The organism is Stenotrophomonas sp. 364 (genome assembly GCF_009832905.1).
Taxonomy (GTDB): Bacteria; Pseudomonadota; Gammaproteobacteria; order Xanthomonadales; family Xanthomonadaceae; genus Stenotrophomonas; species Stenotrophomonas maltophilia_AP.
In genome coordinates this window covers 218,301-239,339 of record NZ_CP047135.1, presented here as the reverse complement: position 1 = coordinate 239,339, position 21,039 = coordinate 218,301, and the positions used below count along the sequence as shown (strand labels likewise).

General features: G+C 67.2%; 16 protein-coding genes. 4 read left to right on the top strand and 12 right to left on the bottom strand.

The features are described 5' to 3' along the window. Nucleotides 1-21: 21 nt before the first annotated feature. The 5 genes from GQ674_RS01095 to GQ674_RS01075 form a co-directional block, all read right to left on the bottom strand. Nucleotides 22-1,203: a cystathionine gamma-synthase gene (locus tag GQ674_RS01095; protein ID WP_159495654.1), complete on the bottom strand. Its 1,182-nt coding sequence runs from the start codon at nt 1,201-1,203 to the stop codon at nt 22-24. 130 nt (nt 1,204-1,333) lie between these two features. Further along, nucleotides 1,334-2,704, bottom strand: a complete 1,371-nt coding sequence (locus tag GQ674_RS01090; protein ID WP_128095524.1) for a pyridoxal-phosphate dependent enzyme — start codon at nt 2,702-2,704, stop codon at nt 1,334-1,336. 201 nt (nt 2,705-2,905) lie between these two features. Next, entirely contained in the window at nt 2,906-3,124 is a 219-nt protein-coding gene (locus GQ674_RS01085; protein WP_038690653.1) for a YdcH family protein, read from the bottom strand. A 393-nt stretch (nt 3,125-3,517) separates the two neighbouring features. Further along, nucleotides 3,518-4,429, bottom strand: a complete 912-nt coding sequence (locus GQ674_RS01080) for a hypothetical protein (protein ID WP_201290202.1) — start codon at nt 4,427-4,429, stop codon at nt 3,518-3,520. Beyond that, nucleotides 4,429-4,770, bottom strand: coding sequence for a DUF4398 domain-containing protein (locus GQ674_RS01075; protein ID WP_051598900.1), 342 nt, complete (start codon nt 4,768-4,770; stop codon nt 4,429-4,431). The genes GQ674_RS01080 and GQ674_RS01075 overlap by 1 nt, the downstream gene beginning before the upstream one ends. 154 nt (nt 4,771-4,924) lie before the next feature. Between GQ674_RS01075 and GQ674_RS01070 the strand changes: the two genes are divergently transcribed. Further along, on the top strand, nt 4,925-6,058 hold the full coding sequence (locus GQ674_RS01070) for a PilT/PilU family type 4a pilus ATPase (RefSeq protein WP_159495653.1): 1,134 nt from the start codon (nt 4,925-4,927) through the stop codon (nt 6,056-6,058). A 159-nt stretch (nt 6,059-6,217) separates the two neighbouring features. Here GQ674_RS01070 and maiA read toward each other — a convergent pair whose 3' ends face one another. Then, nucleotides 6,218-6,862 carry a maleylacetoacetate isomerase gene (gene maiA, locus GQ674_RS01065; RefSeq protein WP_201290248.1) on the bottom strand — a complete coding sequence of 215 codons (645 nt, stop codon included), beginning with the start codon at nt 6,860-6,862 and terminating at the stop codon, nt 6,218-6,220. Between the two features lie 29 nt (nt 6,863-6,891). Further along, nucleotides 6,892-7,881, bottom strand: coding sequence for a fumarylacetoacetate hydrolase family protein (locus GQ674_RS01060; protein WP_159495652.1), 990 nt, complete (start codon nt 7,879-7,881; stop codon nt 6,892-6,894). A 719-nt stretch (nt 7,882-8,600) separates the two neighbouring features. On the opposite strand from GQ674_RS01060, the gene GQ674_RS01055 reads away from it, so the two are divergent. Continuing rightward, nucleotides 8,601-10,004 (top strand): DEAD/DEAH box helicase, encoded by a 1,404-nt coding sequence (locus GQ674_RS01055; protein ID WP_159495651.1) that lies wholly within the window; start codon nt 8,601-8,603, stop codon nt 10,002-10,004. Between the two features lie 77 nt (nt 10,005-10,081). On the opposite strand, the gene GQ674_RS01050 is transcribed toward GQ674_RS01055, so the two are convergent. The 3 genes from GQ674_RS01050 to GQ674_RS01040 all read right to left on the bottom strand — a co-directional run bounded on the left by GQ674_RS01050 (nt 10,082) and on the right by GQ674_RS01040 (nt 17,476). Beyond that, nucleotides 10,082-11,167: an alpha/beta hydrolase gene (locus tag GQ674_RS01050; protein ID WP_236546161.1), complete on the bottom strand. Its 1,086-nt coding sequence runs from the start codon at nt 11,165-11,167 to the stop codon at nt 10,082-10,084. A 974-nt stretch (nt 11,168-12,141) separates the two neighbouring features. Beyond that, nucleotides 12,142-14,682, bottom strand: a complete 2,541-nt coding sequence (locus tag GQ674_RS01045) for a M14 family zinc carboxypeptidase (protein ID WP_236546271.1) — start codon at nt 14,680-14,682, stop codon at nt 12,142-12,144. A gap of 148 nt (nt 14,683-14,830) precedes the next feature. Further along, entirely contained in the window at nt 14,831-17,476 is a 2,646-nt protein-coding gene (locus tag GQ674_RS01040) for a TonB-dependent receptor (RefSeq protein ID WP_159499149.1), read from the bottom strand. Between the two features lie 187 nt (nt 17,477-17,663). On the opposite strand from GQ674_RS01040, the gene queD reads away from it, so the two are divergent. Continuing rightward, a complete protein-coding gene (gene queD, locus GQ674_RS01035; RefSeq protein ID WP_128095932.1) occupies nt 17,664-18,017 on the top strand; it encodes a 6-carboxytetrahydropterin synthase QueD in 354 nt (117 codons plus the stop codon). Nucleotides 18,018-18,214: 197 nt separating this feature from the next. Continuing rightward, on the top strand, nt 18,215-18,571 hold the full coding sequence (locus GQ674_RS01030; RefSeq protein ID WP_128095931.1) for a phasin family protein: 357 nt from the start codon (nt 18,215-18,217) through the stop codon (nt 18,569-18,571). A gap of 237 nt (nt 18,572-18,808) precedes the next feature. Here GQ674_RS01030 and GQ674_RS01025 read toward each other — a convergent pair whose 3' ends face one another. Then, nucleotides 18,809-20,293 (bottom strand): HAMP domain-containing sensor histidine kinase, encoded by a 1,485-nt coding sequence (locus GQ674_RS01025; protein WP_159495649.1) that lies wholly within the window; start codon nt 20,291-20,293, stop codon nt 18,809-18,811. Beyond that, the gene (locus GQ674_RS01020; RefSeq protein WP_159495648.1) at nt 20,290-21,009 is read right to left on the bottom strand and encodes a response regulator transcription factor; all 720 of its coding nucleotides are present in this window, start codon (nt 21,007-21,009) and stop codon (nt 20,290-20,292) included. The genes GQ674_RS01025 and GQ674_RS01020 overlap by 4 nt, the downstream gene beginning before the upstream one ends. Between the last annotated feature and the right edge of the window lie 30 nt (nt 21,010-21,039).

The window sequence follows — 21,039 nt, the reverse complement described above, 5'->3', positions numbered from 1 at the left end:
CAGGCCAGGGGCGGGGCGTGCTCACGAAAGCGCACCTTCCAGATCCACCTGCAGATCCCCCAGCTCTTCCACCCCCACGCTCAGCCGCACCAGCGCATCGCTGATGCCCAGCTGGGCGCGGCGTTCCACCGGGATCGAGGCGTGGGTCATCACCGCCGGGTGGTTGACCAGGCTTTCCACGCCGCCGAGCGACTCGGCCAGGGTGAACAGCTCGGTCTTCTCGCAGAAGCGCTTGGCCGCCGCGAAACCGCCCTTGAGGACGATCGAGACAATGCCGCCGTAGCCGTTCATCTGGCGCGTGGCCAGCTCATGCTGCGGGTGGCTGGTCAGGCCCGGGTAGATCACTTTTTTTACCGCCGGGTGCGTTTCCAGCCACTGCGCCAGGGCCAGCGCGTTGGCGCAATGGGCCTTCATGCGCAGCGGCAGGGTCTTCAGGCCACGCAGGGCCAGGAAGCTGTCGAACGGGCCCTGCACGCCCCCGATGGAGTTCTGCAGGAAGGCCATCTGCTCGGCCAGCTCGGCGTTGTCGCCCACCACCACCAAGCCGCCGACCATGTCCGAGTGCCCGTTGAGGTACTTGGTGGCCGAGTGCAGGACCAGGTCCGCGCCCAGTTCCAGCGGGCGCTGCAGCATCGGCGAGGCGAAGGTGTTGTCCACCACCACGATCAGGCCGTGGCGCTTGGCGATGGCACTCACCGCGGCGATGTCCACGATCTTCAGCATCGGGTTGGTCGGGGTTTCGATCCAGACCATCTTGGTCTGCGCGGTGATCGAGGCCTCGAACGCGGCCAGATCGGTCAGGTCGACGAAGCTGAACTGCAGGTTTGCGGTGCGCTTACGCACGCGCTCGAACAGGCGGAAGGTGCCGCCGTAGATGTCATCCATCGCCACCACGTGGCTGCCGGCGTCCAGCAGCTCCATCACGGTGGAGCTGGCGGCCATGCCCGAGGCGAACGCGAAGCCGCGGCTGCCGCCTTCCAGGGAGGCCACGCAACGCTCGTAGGCGAAGCGGGTCGGGTTGTGGGTACGCGAGTACTCGAAGCCCTGGTGTTCACCGGGGCTGGACTGGGCGTAGGTGGAGGTCGCGTAGATCGGCGGCATCACTGCGCCGGTGCTCGGATCCGGCGACTGTCCGCCGTGGATGGCCAGGGTAGCCAGGGCAAGCGCACGGTTGCCGTGCCCGGAGGAAGCGTGGTCGGACATGTTGTTTCCCAGCAAGGAGAGCCCCGGTGGGGGCTCCCGCAAAAGGAGCGGAAGTCTATCAGCGGCGGCTTAATCGGCCGTTGACGCGGATAAACGCGGATTCAGAGCAGCGGCGGCCGGGGCCGGGCGCTTACTGAACGCGGCGGCGCAGGTAGTTCAGCAGGTCGATGCGGGTGATCAGACCCAGGAAGGTGCCGCCGTCCATGACGATGGCCACCTGGCCACGGTCGAACACCGGCAGCAGCGCCTCGATCGGGGATTTCACATCCAGCCGGTCCAGCTTGCTGACCATGGCCGTGGCCACCGGGTCGCGGAAGCGGGCTTCATCGCCATACACGTGCAGCAGCACGTCGCTTTCATCGACGATGCCGACCAGCTGGTCGCCGTCCATCACCGGCAGCTGCGACACGTCATACAGCTTCATGCGCTGGTAGGCGGTGGTGAGCAGGTCGTTCGGGCCGATCACGACAGTGTCGCGCTGGCCGTACGGGCGCAGGATCAGGTCGCGCAGGTCGCCGCTCTGCGGGCGCTCCAGGAAGCCGTTGTCCAGCATCCAGTAGTCGTTGTACATCTTGGACAGGTACTTGTTGCCGGTGTCGCAGACCAGCACCAGCACCTTCTTCGGGGTGGTCTGCTCCTTGCAGTACTTCAGCGCCGCCGCCAGCAGGGTGCCGGTGGAGGACCCGCCGAGGATGCCTTCCTTGCCCAGCAGCTCGCGCGCGGTGTGGAAGCTCTCCGCGTCGGTGATGGCATAGGCCTTGGTGACGCGGCTGAAATCGGCAATGGAGGGCAGGAAGTCTTCGCCGATGCCTTCCACCAGCCAGCTGCCCGACTTGTCGTTGAGCACGCCGTCGTTGATGTACTCGGCCAGGATCGAGCCGACCGGATCGGCCAGCACCAGCTCGGTCTTCGGCGAGGCGCTGGCGAATGCGCGGGACAGGCCGGTCATGGTGCCCGAGCTGCCGCAGCCGAACACGATCGCGTCCAGGTCGCCGTCCATCTGTTCCAGGATCTCCGGGCCGGTGCCGAACTCATGGGCGGCCGGGTTGTCCGGGTTGCCGAACTGGTTGATGAAGTACGCGCCGGGGGTTTCCTCGGCCACGCGCTTGGCCATGTCCTGGTAGTACTCCGGGTGGCCCTTGGCCACGTCCGAGCGGGTCAGGCGCACTTCGGCACCCATCGCCTTCAGGTTGAAGATCTTTTCGCGGCTCATCTTGTCGGGGACGACCAGGATCAGCTTGTAGCCCTTCTGCTGGGCTACCAGGGCCAGGCCCAGGCCGGTGTTGCCAGCGGTGCCCTCCACCAGGGTGGCGCCCGGAGCGAGCTCGCCGCGCTTCTCAGCGGCCTCGATCATCGACAGGCCGATGCGGTCCTTGATCGATCCTCCGGGATTGGCGCTCTCCAGCTTCAGGTAGAGCTCGCAGACACCGGTGTCCAGGCGCTGGGCCTTGACGATCGGGGTGTGCCCAATAAGGTCGAGTACGGAGGAGTGGATTGCCATCGGATCACATCGTTCGCGCCGCAATGCGGCCGGACCGGTGATTATCCGACGGTTGACGCGGAAAGTCAGGTTGTGGCGATCAAAGGCCGATGCCGGGCTGTAGGCGGCGGGGTGATGCCGGCTGCGACAGCGGAGCGACGCGAGCGGCGCCCGTCGACGAGGTGACGGACGCCGCCCGCGGCGTTGGGTCAAAACCTTACATCAATGCATGGGGGAGTCGTACATCCGTTCCAGCTTCTGCTTGGCCAGCAGCTTCTCACGCTTCATCTGGCCCAAGGTGAGATCGTCTATCGGCAGTACACCGAGTTGGGCATCCATGCACTTTTTGTTCAACTTCTGGTGCCGTTCGTAAAGTGCCTTGAATTCCGGATCACGCTTGCGGCGTGCGTCGATCTCGCTCTGGGGCTGACCTTCAAACATGATGAACCTCCTATCGCTGTACGGCAGAAACAAGAACGCCCCGGCCTGACGGCACGGGGCGTTGCTCTTGGGCGGAGCACCTGGCGATGACCGCGACCGAACCCGCATGCGCAACCGGGACTGCCCGGACTGCAGACTGCTGTGGTTCGTGCCCTCGGTTCATCGGCCCGGCCCTCCAATCGTCCGGGTCGCGGAAGGCGCCCCGGACAACTGACCCTACGCCTGCCCGAAGGGGTCTTCAAGCGTTTCATCTGAAATTTTCGATGCGCTCCAGCCGGGGTTCAGGCTGAACGCGCACTTCAACGAAAATTAAACAAAAACAGCAGGTTGCGTCATGACCAACGGTCATGACCGACCGTTGCCAGCGACCCGCGGCGACCCCGCAGAGCCGCCTCAGGGCGCGATGATCACCTCGGCCGAACGCGCCTTGGTCGCCGCGGCCTTCTTGCCCGCCACCTGCAGGCGGCTGGCGCTGACGCCGGCGGCCACCAGGGCGTCGCGCAGGGCTTGGGCGCGCTGGTCGCCCACCCCGGCGGCGGCGTCGTAGGCCTCGATCCGGACCCGGCCCTTCTTGCCGATGTTCAGGTACTCGGCCAGTGCCTTGGCCTGGCCCTTGGCGCCGCCGGACAGGGTGCCCTTGCCAGCCGCGAAGGCATCGCCATTGAAGGTGAACACTTCGCCGCGGCTGTCGACCTTCGACCCCGGCAGCTTGTTGCCCGAGACCAGCTCGGCTTCCTCGCGGGCCAGCTTGAGCGCGTTCTGCTGCGCCGCGCTCAGCCGGGCGGTCTGCTTGCCGGCCACGCTGGTGAGCGCGGTCTCGGCGTCCTGGCGGGCCAGGGCCTCCTGTTCGGCCGCCTGGCGCAGGCGCTCGGTTTCCTCGGCCTGGATCTGCGCCTGTACGCGCAGCTGCTCGGTTTCCTGCCGGGCGCGCTGGGCGTCGCGGCGGCTGGCTTCGATCAGCAGTTCGCTGCGGGTGCGTTCGAGCTGGTCCACCTCACGCTGGGCCAGTGCCGCACGCACGCTGGTTTCGGCAATCTCCACCCGGCGCTCGGCCAGGTAACGGGCCTGGTCCAGGTCGCGTCGCTTGGCCTTGGCCAGGTCGGCCACGGCCTGCTGGGCCTGCAGGCGTTCAAAAGCGGCCAGCTGCGAGGCGTCGGGATTGGCCTGGATGGCCATCAGGCGCTGGGTCAGCTGGGCCACGGCCGGATCTTCGGCAGCCTGGGCCAGCAGCGGCAGGGCCAGGCCGGCGGCCAGCACCAGGGTGGACGCGCGCAGCGTGCGGGACTTCTTCGGCGCGACGGTCATCAACGGTTCTCCCCGGTGGCGAGCTGGCGTTGCAGCTGGGTCACTTCATTGCGACGCAGCTGCAGCTGGGCGGTGGCGGTGGCTTCTTCGCTGCGGGCGCGGGCCAGGTCGGCATCCACGGTGGCGCGCACGGCCAGAGCCGGGGCGTTCTTGCGCTCGCGGCGGTCGCCGGCGGCGCGCTGGGCCTGTTCCAGGCCTTGGCGGGCCACGGCGATCAGGTCCGGGGCGTACTGGTCGGCATCGGCCTGGGTGGCCTTGTCCACCGCCTGCCGGGCCTGCATCAGTTCCAGGGCGCCGTCCTGGGCCTGGGCGGCGCCTGCGAGCGCGAATGTGCACGCCATCACGCAAACAATCATGACCACCGACGGGATACGTCGTATTTGTGCGAAGCTATTCATTGGGGGTGCCGTCGCCAGAAGTAGGAGCGCGGCCATTGTCGGAAGCCTGCGGCGTGCTTGCAATGGCACGCGGTCGATTGTTGGGGAAACATTTCGCATGGATATCGGCTATTTCCTGAAGCTGATGACCGAAAAGAACGCGTCGGACATGTTCTTGACCACCGGCGCCCCGGTCTACATCAAGATCGAGGGCAAGCTGTACCCGTTGGGGAACACCGGCTTGCCCCCGGGCATGGTCAAGAAGATCGCCTACTCGCTGATGGACGAGGGCCAGGTGCCCGAGTTCGAGCGCGAGCTGGAACTGAACATGGCCATCGCCCTGGCCGAGGCCGGGCGTTTCCGCGTCAACGTGTTCAAGCAGCGCGGCGAGGTCGGCATGGTGATCCGTGCGATCCGCAGCAAGATCCCCAGCATCGAAGAGCTCAACCTGCCGCAGGTGCTCAAGGACGTCATCATGACCCCGCGCGGGCTGGTGCTGGTGGTGGGCTCGACCGGCTCGGGCAAGTCCACCTCGCTGGCGTCGATGATCGACCACCGCAACAGCACCACCACCGGTCACATCCTCACCATCGAGGACCCGATCGAGTACCTGCACAAGCACAAGATGTCCATCGTCAACCAGCGCGAGGTGGGGCTGGATACGCACGCCTTCCACAACGCACTGAAGAACGCGATGCGTGAAGCGCCGGACGTGATCCTGATCGGCGAAATCCTGGATGCCGAAACGATGGAGGCGGCCATCGCCTTCGCCGAGACCGGGCACCTGTGCCTGGCCACGCTGCACTCCAACAACGCCGACCAGACCATCGAGCGCATCCTCAACTTCTTCCCGGAAAGCGCGCACCGCAACGTGCTGATGAACCTGTCGCTGAACCTGCGTGCGGTGGTGTCCCAGCGCCTGGTGAAGGGCAAGGACGGGCGCCGCCTGCCGGCCACCGAGGTGTTGATCAACACCCCGATGATCCGCGACCTGCTGCGCCGCGGCCAGGTGCACGAGATCAAGGCGGCGATGGAAGCCTCGCTGGAAGAAGGCATGGAAAGCTTCGACCAGTGCCTGTTCCGGATGGCCAAGAACGGCATCATCGAGCAGGAGGAAGCGCTGCGCGCGGCCGACTCGCGCGATGGGCTGGCGCTGAAGTTCCGCCTCTCCGAAGGCGGCAGCGGCGAGCATGATCCGTACGCGGATTTCTCGGCCAACAGCACACCGGCCGCGATCACCCACGGGTTCTGATGGGCGGGTGATGCGGCGCATCGACCAACGGTCGATGCCTACCGGTTCCGATCACCGGTGTTGCCGCACCGACCCAACCGTTTCCAGACATTGGTAGGCCCCCACCGTTGGTGGGGGCATGCACCACGCCGCATCGACCATCGGTCGATGCGGACCGGCTCACCCTGCGTCGATCTGGTTTTCCGGGCGGGCCGCGTCGAAGGCCGGCAGCGCCAGGCAGGCCGCGTCGATCCGGACCAGCGTCGGGTACGCCGCCAGGTCCACGTTGAAGCGGCGCGCGTTGTACAGCTGCGGCACCAGGCAGCAGTCGGCCAGGGTCGGGCTGTCGCCATGGCAGAACCTGCCGGTCTCCACCGATTCGACCAGCAGCCGCTCCATCGCTTCAAACCCGACCCGCATCCAGTGCCGGGTCCAGTCGTCGCGCTCAGGCTGCGGCACGCTCCAGGTGTCGCTGAAGAACTGCATCGCCCGCAGGTTGTTGAGCGGGTGGATGTCGCAGGCCACCAGTTGCGCCAGCGCGCGCACCCGCGCCCGCCCGGGCGCATCGTCGGGCAGCAGCGCCGGCAGCGGGAACACCTCGTCCAGGTACTCCAGGATCGCCATCGACTGGTGCAGCACCTGCCCGTCATGGCGCAGCGTGGGCACCAGCTCCTGCGGGTTGAGCGCCGCATAGGCCTCGCTGTGCTGCTGGCCGCCATCGCGGACCAGGTGCACAGGGGTGATCCGGTGCGCCAGCTGCTTGAGGTTCAGCCCGATCCGCACGCGGTAGGCCGCGCTGGACCGCCAGTAGCTGAACAGCTCGATCGCGCTCTCGTCGGTGGCCGCGGTAGCGTTCAGGGCTTGGCGGCCTGTTCGATGCGCTGTTCGATGGCGCCGAAGATGCTCTCACCGGTCGCGTCCAGCATTTCGATGCGGACCACGTCGCCGAAGGACATGAACGGCGTGCTCGGCTTGCCATCGCGCAGGGTTTCCACCGTGCGCAGCTCGGCAAAGCAGGAGGCGCCCTTGCTGGTGTCCTCATTGGCGATGGTGCCCGAGCCGACGATCGCGCCGGCACCCAGCGGGCGGGTCCTGGCGGCATGCGCGACCAGCTGGGCAAAGTTGAACTGCATGTCCACGCCCGCTTCCGGGGCGCCGAACCACTGGCCATTGATATGGGTCAGCAGCGGCAGGTGCACCTTGCTGTCCTGCCAGGCGTCGCCCAGCTCGTCGGGGGTGACGAACACCGGCGACAGCGCCGAGCGCGGCTTGGACTGAAGGAAGCCGAAGCCCTTGGCCAGCTCACCTGGAATGAGATTGCGCAGCGACACGTCGTTGACCAGGCCCACCAGCTGGATATGGCCGGCGGCCTGTTCGGCGGTGACAGCCATCGGCACGTCGTCGGTGATCACCACGATCTCCGCCTCCAGGTCGATGCCGTACTCCTCGCTGACCACCTTCACCGCATCACGCGGGCCATAGAAGCCGGCGCTGGTGGCCTGGTACATCAGCGGGTCGGTGTAGAAGCTCTCCGGCACCTCGGCGCCACGGGCGCGGCGGACGCGCTCGACGTGCGGCAGGTAGGCGCTGCCGTCCACGAACTCGTAGGACCGCGGCAGTGGCGCGGCCAGCGCCTGCAGGTCGATGTCGAAGACGCCGTCGGCGCTGCCGTCGTTGAGCGACTCATACAAAGCGTTCAGGCGCGGCGCCAGGTGGCTCCAGTCTTCCAGCGCCTGCTGCAGGGTGGCGGCGATGCCGGTGGCGCGTGCGCCGTGGCGCAGGTCGCGCGAGACCACGATCAGGGTGCCGTCGCGGCCGCCTTCCTTCAAAGAACCAAGCTTCATGGGTGGGTATCCGGGATCGCGAAAAATAGGTTTCGAGTGTAACCAAAATTGTCGCACCACCAAGCTGCAACGCGACATCCCACCCTACCGCACGTCACGCGCCCACCCAACCAACATCCTCCGCCCACCTGCCTCTCCCGCGAATCTCCCTATCCCTATCCCTATCCCTTTGCCTTTGCCTTTGCCTTTGCCTTTGCCTTTACGTCTGCTTCTGCCTCGGCCCCAAACGCAACGCCCACGCCATGTCAGGAGGCGGCGGGGTGGGTCCGGTTGCAGGGGCGTGAGCGCCATGGATGGCGCGACCGAGCTTACAGGGACGTACTTGCAGCGTCCCCTGCAACCGGACCCACCCCGCCTCCCCCGCACACCCGCGCCGTTGCCGTTGCCGTTGATTTGGCCGTTGCAGCCCCGGGCGCAGCCCGCCCCCTCCCAACCTGAACAGGCCAATTTGGTACGGATCTCAAACATCCGCTAGACTATTCGGGTCTGCAGCGGCCGTCCGTTTCCCTTCGGGATCGCCGGCGATATGGATCATCGATCCGTCGCCCGCCCCCACTCCGACGCCATTCGTCATGCATTCCAGTCTGCGCACCGCGCCGGCTGCACCCAATTCTCGCAGCGCGGTTTACGGGAACGCTCCGAGTCAGCCGATCACTTTTGATCTGCCTCGCGTCCGGCCATTCGGCCTGGCGTTACTTTGTCTTTGGAGCTTCCACCCGATGTCTTTTGAATCCTTGGGCCTTGCCCCGTTCCTGCTGCGCGCGTTGACCGAGCAGGGCTACGAAAACCCGACCCCGATCCAGGAACAGGCGATCCCGCTGGCCCTGGAAGGCCGCGACCTGCTGGCCGGCGCGCAGACCGGCACCGGCAAGACCGCCGCGTTCGGCCTGCCGCTGCTGCAGCACCTGGGTACCAACCCGCAGGCCGTCAGCGGTCCGCGCAAGCCGCGTGCGCTGGTGCTGGCCCCGACCCGCGAACTGGCCACCCAGGTGCATGACAGCCTGCGCGGTTACAGCAAGTACCTGCGCATCCCGAGCGCCTGCATCTACGGCGGCGTCGGCATGGGCAACCAGTTCGACGTGCTGCGCCGTGGCGTAGACCTGCTGGTGGCCTGCCCGGGCCGCCTGATCGACCACCTGGAGCGTCGCAGCGTCGACCTGTCGGGCATCGAGATCCTGGTGCTGGACGAAGCCGACCGCATGCTGGACATGGGCTTCCTGCCGTCGATCAAGAAGATCCTGGCCAAGCTGCCGCGCCAGAACCGCCAGACCCTGCTGTTCTCGGCAACCTTCGAAGAGAGCATCAAGCAGCTGGCCCTGGAGTTCATGCGCGACCCGGCGCAGATCCAGGTGACCCCGAAGAACACCGTGGCCGAAACCATCACCCACCGCGTGCATCCGGTGGATGGCGCGCGCAAGCGCGAACTGCTGCTGCACCTGCTGGCCCAGGACAGCCGTGAGCAGACCCTGGTGTTCGGCCGTACCAAGCACGGCTGCGACAAGCTGGCCACGTTCCTGGAAAAGTCCGGCATCAAGACCGCGGCGATCCACGGCAACAAGAGCCAGGGCCAGCGCCTGCGTGCACTGGGCGACTTCAAGGCCGGCCGCGTGACCGTGCTGGTGGCCACCGACATCGCCGCGCGCGGCATCGACATCAACGAGCTGCCGAAGGTCATCAACTATGACCTGCCGATGGTGGCCGAGGATTACGTGCACCGCATCGGCCGTACCGGCCGTAACGGCTCGACCGGCCAGGCGATCTCGCTGGTGGCCCAGGACGAAGCCAAGCTGCTGCGCCAGATCGTGCGCCTGCTCGACAAGGACATGGACATCCGCGACGTGCCGGGCTTCGAGCCGCAGACCCCGATCCGCTGGGGCAACAGCGCGCCGGGCAAGGCCGAACTGCCGGGTGGCGATCGCTCGCCGCGCAAGCACGCGCGTCGTCCGCACGCCGAGGCCCCGCGCCACGCCCATGCCGGTCCGAAGAAGACCGGTGGCGGCCAGCGTGATGGCGCCGGTCGCGGCGCGCCGCGTGGCGGCCAGCCGCAGGGCCAGCGCCGTGGCGGTAGCAATGGCGGCGGTGGTGGCCGTGGTCAGAGCGGCGGCGGTGCTCGCGCCAGCTGATCCGTTCGCGGACCGGTGAAACAGAAAAAGGCGACGCATCTGCGTCGCCTTTTTCGTTCAGGCGCTGGTAGCGGCGATCACGGCGGAACGTCGCCGGCACGCTCGGCGATCGGTCGCACGTCGCGCACCAGCGTGAGCAATGTCTTGCCCGGCTCCTCGATCATCACCTCGTGCGCGGACTGCTCGAACCAGACCAGTTCCTTGCGCGGTGCCTGCAGGGCCTGGAACCACGTCGCGCCCAGCGCCGAGGACACATTGTGGTCATGCCGGCCCAGCAACAGGAACACCGGCGTGCGCAGCTGGCGCACCGCTCCCATGTCCACGGTCAACACCTCCGACAGCAGCTTCTGCGTCGAAAAATCGTTGGCTTTCCACACACCGGCGACGTCCGCGTCGGTGTATTCGGGTGACAGTGTGATTGCAGCGGCCTCGGCATCACCGCCCTTGCGGTTGTGGACCATGCCACCGTAGTAGTTGAGCCACTTGCGCTGCTTGAACAGATCCGCGAGGGCCACCGGCGCGTGGCCCGATGCATACGGCGCCAATGCCAACAGCTCGGCCTCGGCCTCGGCATTGCCGTCCCGACGGGCCTGTTCCAGCGTCCAGGCCCAGCCACGCCGCTCGCTTTCCGGCCCATTGGTGATCTGCCCGATGCCAATGTAGGCGTGCAGCCACTCGGGCCGCCGCTGCGCCAGTTCCAGGCCAAGATAGCTGCCCCAGGAATGCCCGAGAACGAAGATCCTGTCCTTGCCGAGTTCGGTGCGCAGCCAGGCCACCATCTCCTCGGCGTCGGCCACCATGCGCGGGCGGGTCATGGTCGGCGCGATGACCTTGGGGTCGTTGGCACCGTAGGTCTTGCCTGCCCCGCGCTGGTCCCACTGCACCACCGTGAAGTACTCCTCCCACCCACGCTGGAAGTACCAGCTGGTGGGCATGGCGACCCAGCCCGGTCCGCCGTGCAGCATCAGCAGGACCGGGTTGCGCCGGTCGTTGCCGCGGATTGAGACCCATTGGTCGATGCCGCCGATGCGGACTTTCTCAAGCCGCTCCACGCCGTTGTCGGCCACCACACGGCGCATGTCGGCCACGATCCGGACCGCGTCGCCACGACCGAAAGTGCTGGACGCAGGGCTGGCTGACGCCGGCACGGATACGATGGCCACGACGACAGCCAGAAGACAGGACACCAAGGCATTCATCAACGCGCTCGAACGAAGGTGCATTGGGTGCCGAGTGTGCCATGCACCCTGAGCACCCACCACTCTGCCCCGGAGGATGACGTAGCACCGACCGTTGGTCGGCTGCTCTCCGTTCGGGCATGGCGATAGCCGACCAACGGTCGGCTCTACCTCGGGGGCATTGCGATCGCCGACGCGAGCAGATGGCTGCAGCGTAGAGCCGACCGTTGGTCGGCTGCTCTCCGTTCGGGCATGGCGATAGCCGACCAACGGTCGGCTCTACCTGGGAAGCGTGGCAATCGCCGGCGCGAGCGGATGCCTGCGGCGTAGAGCCGACCATTGGTCGGCTGCTCTCCGTTCGGGCATTGCGATAGCCGACCAACGGTCGGCTCTACCTCGGGGGCATTGCGATCGCCGGCGCGAGCAGATGGCTGCGGCGTAGAGCCGACCGTTGGTCGGCTGCTCTCCGTTCGGGCATGGCGATAGCCGACCAACGGTCGGCTGTACCTCGGGGGGTGTGGCGATCGCCGGCGCGAGCGGATGCCTGGCGCGTAGAGCCGACCGTTGGTCGGCTGCTCTTCGTTCGGACAGGGCGATAGCCGACCAACGGTCGGTTCTACCTCGGAGGCATTGCGATCGCCGGCGCGAGCGGATGCCTGCGGCGTAGAGCCGACCGTTGGTCGGCTGCTCTCCGTTCGGACATTGCGATAGCCGACCAACGGTCGGCTCTACCTCGGAGGCATCGCGATCCCCGGCGCGAGCGGATGCCTGCAGCGGAGAGCCGACCGTTGGTCGGCTGCTCTCCGTTCGGGCAGGGCGATAGCGGACCAACGGTCGGCTCTACCTCGGGGGGCATGGCGATCGCCGGCGCGAGCAGATGGCTGCGGCGTAGAGCCGACCGTTGGTCGGCTGCTCTCCGTTCGGGCATGGCGATAGCCGACCATCGGTCGGCTCTACCGTCAGCTGCGTTGTTTGGTCGGGTTGAGCTGGTTGCCGAAGAAGATGGCGTTCAACAGCAGGCGCTCGGTGCCATGCCAGTACTTGCGGTGGGCCGGGTCGTCGGCGAACAGCACCACGTTGCCCTGCCCCTGCGGCGATACCAGCAGCCAGGCTGCACCCGCGACGCGGTTGCGGTTGGTCTCGGACAGGTAGCCGTTGACGCGCGGCGTTTCATCCACCCGCACCACGGTGGAGAACGGATTGCGGCTGGGCTTGAAGCGGATGCCGTTTTCCTTGTTGATCGCCAGCTGCGTGCGCGGCAGGCCGAAGCCGAGCGGGTGGCTGGTGTCCACGTCGGCACTGAGGATGTTGCCGCTCACCCGTTCGATGGCGGCGATGTCGCGCTGGTCGCCGAAGGCACGCCGCGCTGCGTCAGGTTCCTTCTCGTCCTCGCCCAGAACTTCGTCGGCCAGCTTCTGTTCGATCGCCCAGCGCGCGGCGGTGCCGTAGGTCACCAGTGACCCCCCTGCGTTGATCCAGCGCTTCAACGCAGCCACCGCAACAGCGTCCACGTCGGTGTAGGTGCCGCCGGCCAGCACGATGGTGGTGTAGCGGTCCAGCGAGACCTTGCCCAGCTGGGCAGGATCGAGCTTGCTGGCCGGCAGCTGCACCTGCTGGTCCAGCACGAACCAGGCCGAGCCGATCTCGGTGGCACTCACGCCTTCGCCCATCACCAGCGCCACGGCCGGTTTGCGCAGCGCCTTGACGCTGTCACTGCCCAGGTCGATGCCGCTGCGGCTCTGGCCACTGGCCAGTGCCTGCACGCGCACGCCGCTGCTGCGCGCCGCATCATCCACGGCCGCCAGCAGCGCCGCACCGGCCAGCGGTTGCCCCGCCACCGGAATTACTACGCTGCCGCGCGCGAACGCCTGCTCGCCGTCGGCGGTGGCAGCGGTGAACGGCTGGAAGGCGGCGCGGGTCTGCAGCCCGCGTGCCTGCAGTGCATACAGTGCACGGCTGGCGTTGTAGTCGCGCCAGTCCAGCACATAGGCGTAGCCGGCCTGCCCGCCCACCACGCCACCCTGGGCCGGGGCGACCGCGGTCACGCGCGCGCCACCGCCGATGCGGCTGCGGCTGCCGGCAAACGCCACGCCGTAGGCCGGTGCGATCGCATAGGAGGTGCTGCCGTAGAACACGTCACCCTTGATCGGCGGCGTGTCGGCGAAGATCGAATGGACCAGCCGGAACTGCGGCTGCGCGGTGGGCACCACATAGGCGCTGCCGGGCTCGAACCGCTGGCCATCCACGGTCACGGCGGTGCTCAATGCTTCCACGGTGATCTGGTGCTGCAGCAGCAGGTCCAGCAGTTTGGCGGTCAGCCCGGGATCGTGCGCGTCGCCGAACACGAATGCCTTCACCGGCTGCTGGCCGGCCTGCTTCAGCGCCGACTGGAAGAAGTCCTTCTGCAGCTTCAGCAGGCCATCGCGCTCGGTTACCGCGCCGCGGAGGGTGCCCAGCCCGGTGGCCACCTGGTTGCGGATGGTGAAGGGGAAGGTCAACGGGCCGTTCACCGATTCCTGCACGCGACCGCGCGAACTGGCCTGTTCGACAGTAACGCCGACCGCGCCGTGGAAGTCCGGGTAGGTGGAACCGTACACCGGCGAGAAGTTGTCGAAGTTTTCGCCGGTGTAGTACAGCGACCCCAGCGCATCCAGCGCCTGGGCGTGGTACTTGGCCAGTGTCTTGTTGAATGCGTAGGAGGAGGCCGGCAACAGCGGGCTGTGCATGCTCGCCGGCGACGGCTCGAAGTAGTAGGTGCTGTCCTTGCCCATCTCGTGGAAGTCGATCTGGACGTTGGGATACCAGCGGTGGAAGTAGGCGATCTTCGGCCGCGTGTCCTGCTGGGTCAGCGCCAGCCAGTCGCGGTTGAGGTCGGTGAAGTAGTGATTGGTGCGGCCCTGCGGGAACGGTTCGACATGTTCCTTGTCGGCCGGGTCGGCCGAGGCCGGCGAGGACGCATACGCGTTGTGCCAGCTGGCCGCGCGGTCGCGCCCGTCCGGATTCTGCGCCGGATCGAACAGCACCACCGCCTGCTGCAGCCACTGCGCGGTTTCGGCGCTGCGGCTGGCCACCAGGTAGTAGGCGGTGAGCAGCGCGGCTTCGCCGCTGGAGGTTTCATTGCCGTGCACGCTGTAGCCCAGCCACACCACCACCGGGCTGTTGCCGGCCGCGGTCAGCGGCTGCGCCGGATCGGCCAGGGTGAGGTGCTGGCGGCGCAGCGTTTCCAGCTGCTGCTGGTTCTGCGCCGAGGTTACCGTGGCGATCAGCAGCGGCCGGCCCTCGTAGCTGCTGCCGATCTGTTCGACCTTGATCTTGTCCGAGTGTTTGGCCAGTTCGTTGAAGTAGGCCACCAGCTGATCGTGCCGCGTGTAGCGGCTGCCGATCTCGTAACCGAGGAACTGCTGCGGGGTGGGAATGGACGGATCGAACTCGCCGCCCTGCGGGAAGAAGTACGCGCTCTGCGCGAACGCTGGCGCGGCCAGCAACCACAACGCGCCCACCAGCCAGGTGATGGGACGTGATACGACACGATGCAAAGACACAGCAGTTCCCCATGAAGCGGGCCGGCCTCTCCGCCGGCCCCGTTGGATGCGCACGCTCCGGTGCAGCCAAGTGCCGGGCCGGCGCGAAGGCGACCGGCCCGCAGGTTCAGAAGCGGTAGTCGAAGCCCACCGTGAAGTAGCGCCCGCGCAGGTCGTACTGGCTGAAGTCGTACGGTGCGCGGATGCCCGGGAAGGACGCGTCGTACGGCGGTTCCTCGTCGGCCAGGTTCTGGATCTTGGCGTACAGGGTCAGCTTCTCCACGCCGGTGTAGGCCAGGTACAGATCGAACTGGCTGTACGCATCCACGCGGTCCTGAACGGCGGTGGCCGCGGCGCTGGCCTTCTGGTCGTAGCCGCTGGTGTAGTACCAGGTCAGCGCGGTGCGGAAATCGCCGTAACTCCAGTCGAAGGTGGTGGTGGCCTTGTTCTTGGGCAGGGTCGCGCCGAGGTTGCTGCCGGCGTAGTCGACCAGCGGACCACCGACCACGGTCGGGCGGCTGTAGTTGCGCACGTGGGTGAAGGCGCTGCTGAGCGCGAAGTCGCCAGCCCGTTCGGTCGGGAAGCGCTGGCGCAGTTCCACGTCGATGCCGGAGGTCTTCAGCTCGCTCAGGTTCTGGTAACGGTTGTACACCGCCAGCAGCTTGCCGCGCTCATCGCGCAGCACCGCGCCGGGCACGTTGTCGGTGACCAGGGTCTGGGTGTTGTTGGTGCCGACCAGGTTTTCCAGCTCGATGCGGTAGTAATCCACGCTCAGGCTGGTGTTGGACCACGGCGAAAGCACGATGCCGGCATTGAAGCTCTTGGTGCGCTCGGGCTTGAGGTCGTTGTTGCCCACGGTGAAGAAGGTCGGGTTCTGCCGCGAACCCGGCACGTCCGGGTCACGCGGATCGATCACGCTGCCGTAGGCGATGCTGGTGCTGTTGGAGTTCTCCGACAGCGACGGCGCGCGGAAGCCCTTGGAGGCGGCGGCGCGCACCAGCAGGATGTCCCACGGCTGCCAGCGCAGGCTCAGCTTCGGCGAGAACGCATCGCCGAAGTCGCTGTAGTGGTCGGCGCGCGCGGCCGCCTGCAGCTCCAGGCGCTCGGCCAGCGGCACGTTGACTTCGGCATAGGCCGCCGTCACCTTGCGCTCGCCGTGTACTTCGGCGATGGCCGGGCGGATCTGCAGGCCGGCATCGATCTGCCACGGGTTGTTGGAATCAAGCTTCTCGCGGCGCCACTCGGCACCGGCGGCGAACCCGATCTCACCGGCCCAGGTGTGGCCAAGCGCGCCGGAAATCTTCGCGTCCACGCCCTGGAGCACCGACTCGGCCGGGCGCAGCGTGCTGATGTTGATCGCGTTGAGCACCTCCGGCGCTGTCGCCGCGGGGTTGAGCAGGTTGTAGCTGCCGTTGGCCAGCGCGGTGGCCAGCGCGTAACGGTTGGCGAAGCCGCCGGACACCGTTTCGCGCTCGCTGCTGCGTGCGCCGAACGCGCCCACTTCCCAGTCCCAGTTCTGCAGGCTGCCGCGCAGCCCGACCAGGCCGCGGTAGGCCTGCGACCGGTTGGTCTTGATGGTCGGGCCAAGGTTGAAGAAGGTGTACTCGATCGGCACCGCGCGGCCGTACGGGTTGTACGGACTGCTCGCCGGCAGGTTGGACGACACCGGTTCGGCCAGCCCGGTATCGGCGTTGAGCGCGAAACGGCCGCTTTCCAGGGTGAAGAACGGGCTGCTGCCGAACCAGGACACGCCCTTGATGTCGCTGTAGAGCACTTCACCGAACGCCTCGACGCTGTCGTTCACCCGGAAGGTGCCGTTGACGTAGGCCTGGTAGCGCTTGGTGGACGGAATCAGCGTGGTGTACGGCGCCTGGTTGAAGCCGCAGGTGTTGCCGGCCAGGCCATCGATCGGCGCGCTGGCCACCAGGGTGGTGCCCTCCGGGCAATTGCCGTTGGCGTCGAGCATCGGCACCGAGGTGCCGTTGATGAGGTAGCGCGCCCCCTTGGCCGACCAGCCGTTCCAGCGGCCGCCGGGCTTGTCGGTGTAGATGCCGGACTTGGTGAGGTCGCGCTGGTCCTGGTCCAGGCGTTCGCGGTTGTAGCCTTCCAGGCTGACCAGGATGTTGTAGCCGTCCGCGTCGAGATCACCGATGCCGCCGATGAACTTCAGGTTCTGCTCGTCCAGCCCGCCCTGGTCGGCAGTGCCGAGGCTGCCACCGAGTTCGGCGCCCTGGAAATTCTGCCGGGTGATGATGTTGACCACACCCGCCACCGCATCCGACCCGTACACCGCCGAGGCGCCGTCCTTGAGCACTTCGATGCGTTCCACGGCCACAAGCGGCAGCGCGTTGAGGTTGACGAAGGTGTCCGACAGGCCCCCAGCCGGAAAGCCGTAGTTGGCCAGGCGGCGCCCGTTGAGCAGGACCAGCGTGTTCTTCTGGGACAGGCCGCGCAGGCCGATGCCGGCCGAACCGGACGCCCAGCCGTTGTTGGTGGTCTCGTTGTTGGCGTTGCCGGTGTTGGCCGAGATCGAGCGCAGCAGGTCGGCGACGGTGGCCTTACCGGTCTCCTCCAGCTGTTGGCGGTCGATCACCTGCACCGGATTGGCCGACTCGGTGTCGGTGCGCTTGATGTTGGAGCCGGTGACGCGCACGGCGGCAAGGGTCTTGCTGTCGCCGGCGGCGGCGGCATCGGTGGCGGTATCGGCAAACGCGGGCAAAGGCGTGGCCAGAGCAGCAGACAACGCTGCTACAAGAAGGGTGTGCTTGGGCATGAACTTCAGTGGGGTGGTGGACGACAAGTTCCGCAGTAGTCCATGCCTGGCGATGAACCGGCCAATAACATCTCTTCATACGGATATAAGAGAAACTAACATCTCTTCATCCGGATGGATAGATTTCGTTGCATCTGCATCCATGTCCCGCCCCACGCCGGCCAGGGCCGACCGCTACAATGGCGGCATGGAAATCTTCAAAGTCTTTACCCTCGAAGCGGCCCACCGCCTGCCCAACGTGCCGCCGGGCCACAAGTGCGCGCGCCTGCACGGGCACTCGTTCCGGGTGGAACTGAAAGTGGAAGGCGAGCCGGGCGAGCAGACCGGCTGGATCATGGACTTCGGCGACGTCAAAGCCGCCTTCCAGCCGATCTACGATCGCCTGGACCACCACTACCTCAACGACATCCCGGGCCTGGAGAATCCGACCAGCGAGCGCCTGGCGATCTGGATCTGGGACGAACTCAAGCCGGCCCTGCCGCAGCTGAGCGAAGTGACCGTCCACGAAACCTGTACCTCCGGCTGCCGCTACCGCGGCTGACCCGGCGGCGCGCGGGTGCACAGCGCGGTAGCGCCGACCGTTGGTCGGCTGCCCGCCAGTCATCGCGGTCCCCAACCCACGCAACCCATTGATCGGCAAGCGGTTCAGCTGAAACCGGACCACAAGTGGCAACAACATGTTGCAATGCAATATTTTCGGCGTATGCTGCATTGCATCAACGTTCTCGAGCCGCTCCCATGGCGTCCGCGTTCACCGATTCCTTCAGCGACTACACCCGCCAGCTGGCCGCCACGGCCACGCGTGCCAATCGGCTCGCACTGGAAAATGCCGAAAGCATGTTCGGCGTGCAGTTGAAGACGCTGGAGAAGAACATCACCGCCACCAGCGGGTTCTTCGGTGAAATCGCGCAGTCACAGGAACCGGGCACCCTGCTGCCCAAGGGCGCGCAGCTGGCCCGCGACAACCTCGCCCGTTGGACCCATGCCCACCAGGAAGTGGTCGGGCTGGGGCTGAAGGCTTCGGAGGCCTTCAGCGAGCTGGTCCGGGGTCCGTTCGCGGACGCCACTACCAAGGCGGGCGCCGCCAGGCGCTGAGCCACACCCGCATCGAATTTGCGTGGGTCCCTCCCCCCACGCAATCCCAGACCCGACAGAACCCTCCCTCTGTCGGGTCTTTTTTTGCGCAGCGTCCTGATGTCCGGTCGCCCAAATGGCCCCGTAATGCCGGGCTCTGTCCGGCAACGGACGGACGAATCGACCCGACCACGTAGTGCCGGGCTCTGCCCGGCAAGCACACCACCGCAACGAAGGGCAGCGGGGCAGAGCCCCGCTCTACGCGTGGGCCGCATTGCCGGCCGCGATGGGCAGCGTGAACACGAACAACGCGCCCTTGCGGCTGTCCATCAGGCGGATCTGCCGATGGTGCAGCTGCAGGATGCGGTGCACGATCAGCAAGCCCAACCCGCCGCTGTCCGGGCGTGCACTGCCCAGTGCCGGCGGCGTGCTGAACAACGACGCGCGGCGCTCGGGCGCGATGCCCGGGCCGGTGTCGGCGATGGCCACCTGCACCTCGCCGTCCTGCGCGCGCAGCACCACCTCGATGCGGCCGCCCTCGGGCGTGTGCCGGATCGCGTTGTCCAGCAGGTTGGTCAGTACCCGCTCGATCAGCCCCAGGTCGGCCACGACCGCAGGCAACCCCGGCGGAATATCGGCGGTGAGCGTCTGCCGGCGTGCCTGCGCGGCCAGCTCGAACTTCTGGAACACGTCCTGGACCAGGTCGGGCAGCGAGAACGCCTGCAGGTCCAGGCTGACCCCGCCATGCTCCAGCCGCGCCAGTTCGAACAGCGCCTGTGCCAGCGCGCCCACCTTGCGGCTCTGCGCCAGCGCGATGCCGAGGTAGCGCTGGCGTTCGTCGGCACCCAGCGTGGCGTCCTTCAAGGCCAGCGTTTCCAGGTAGCCATGCAGCGACGACAACGGCGTGCGCAGGTCATGGGAGATGTTGGCCACCAGCTCGCGGCGCTGCAGGTCCTGCTCGCGCAGCTGCTGCCACTGTTCGCCCAGGCGCTGGCCCATGTGCCCGAAGCTGTGCTGCAGGATGGCCAGCTCGTCGCGCTCGCCGGCGCGCAGCGGGGTGGGTGGCAGCGGCGTGCCGGCGCCGGCTGCGTCCACGTCGAAGGCCTGGATGCGCCGGGTCAGCTGGCGCAGGGGACGGGTCACCCAGCGGAACGCGACCACGCCGGCCAGCAGCCCGACCACCGCCACGATGGCCAGCGACCACAGCGTGGTACGCAGGGTCGCGTTGGCGGCGATGTTGGCCGCCAGCGCCTCGCGCTGCTCGCCCACCAGCACCACGTAGATGTAGCCAGCCTGGCGTCCCTGCACCCACAACGGCGCGGCATTGAAGACCTTGCGGCCGGTGGCGCTGCGGGGGTCGTCGCCGAGGATCGGCAGCGGCTCGTCGTGCAGCAGCGCGCGCACCGGGGCCAGGTCCACGCGGTCGCGCTTGAGGTGGCCGTCGGGCGCGTCGTGGCCCAGGATGCGGCCTTCATCGTCGAGCAGGTAGACCTCGACGCTGGGGTTGACCGCCATCAGCTTGCCGAACAGCGCGCGCACTTCGCCGCCGCGCATGCCGCGCGCGTCCATCAGTTCGCCGCTGCGGGCGATGTGCTCGGCCAGCCCGCGCGACAGCCGCTGCACGGTTTCCTGTTCGTGCATGGCGGTGCTGCGCATCTGGATCCACAGCAGCGCGCCGCAGCAGGCCAGCAGCAACGCGCAGAACACCACCGACAGGCGTTGGGACAGGGTCAGGCGGATCATGCCGCGTCCCCATCGGTGTCGACCAGCTTGTAGCCCCGTCCCCACACCGTCTGGATGCGCTGCGGCGTGGCCGGGTCGCGCTCGATCTTGTTGCGCAGCCGGTTGATGTGGGTGTTCACCGTGTGCTCGTAGCCGTCGTGCTGGTAGCCCCAGACCTGGTTGAGCAGGTCCATGCGCGAATACACCTGGCCCGGGTGCCGGGCGAAGAAATACAGCAGGTCGAACTCGCGCGGGGTCAGTTCCAGTGGCCGGCCTTCCACCTGCGCGGTGCGGGCGACCGGGTCGATGCGCAGCCCGGCGACCTCGGTTTCACCGGCGTCGATGCGCGCGTTCTGCGCCATGGCTTCCACCCGCCGCAGCAGCGCCTTCACCCGCGCCACCAGTTCCAGCATCGAGAAGGGCTTGGCCAGGTAGTCGTCGGCGCCCAGTTCCAGGCCCAGGATGCGATGCACTTCGCTGGCCCGCGCACTGGTGATGATGATCGGCGTGTAGCGCGCCATGGCGCGGGCACGCTTGCAGATCTCCAGCCCGTCCACGCCGGGCAGCATCAGGTCCAGCACCAGCGCGCTCCACGGCTGCGCCTCGAGCAGGGCCAGGCCCTCGTCGCCGGTGGCGGCGTGGGTGACCTCATAGCCTTCGTCGCGCAGGTGCATGCGCAGCAGGTTGGCGATGTGGACGTCGTCTTCGACGATCAGGACACGCTTGGCGCTGCTCATCGGTGCGGGCGGGCCGGTAGGGGAACAGGC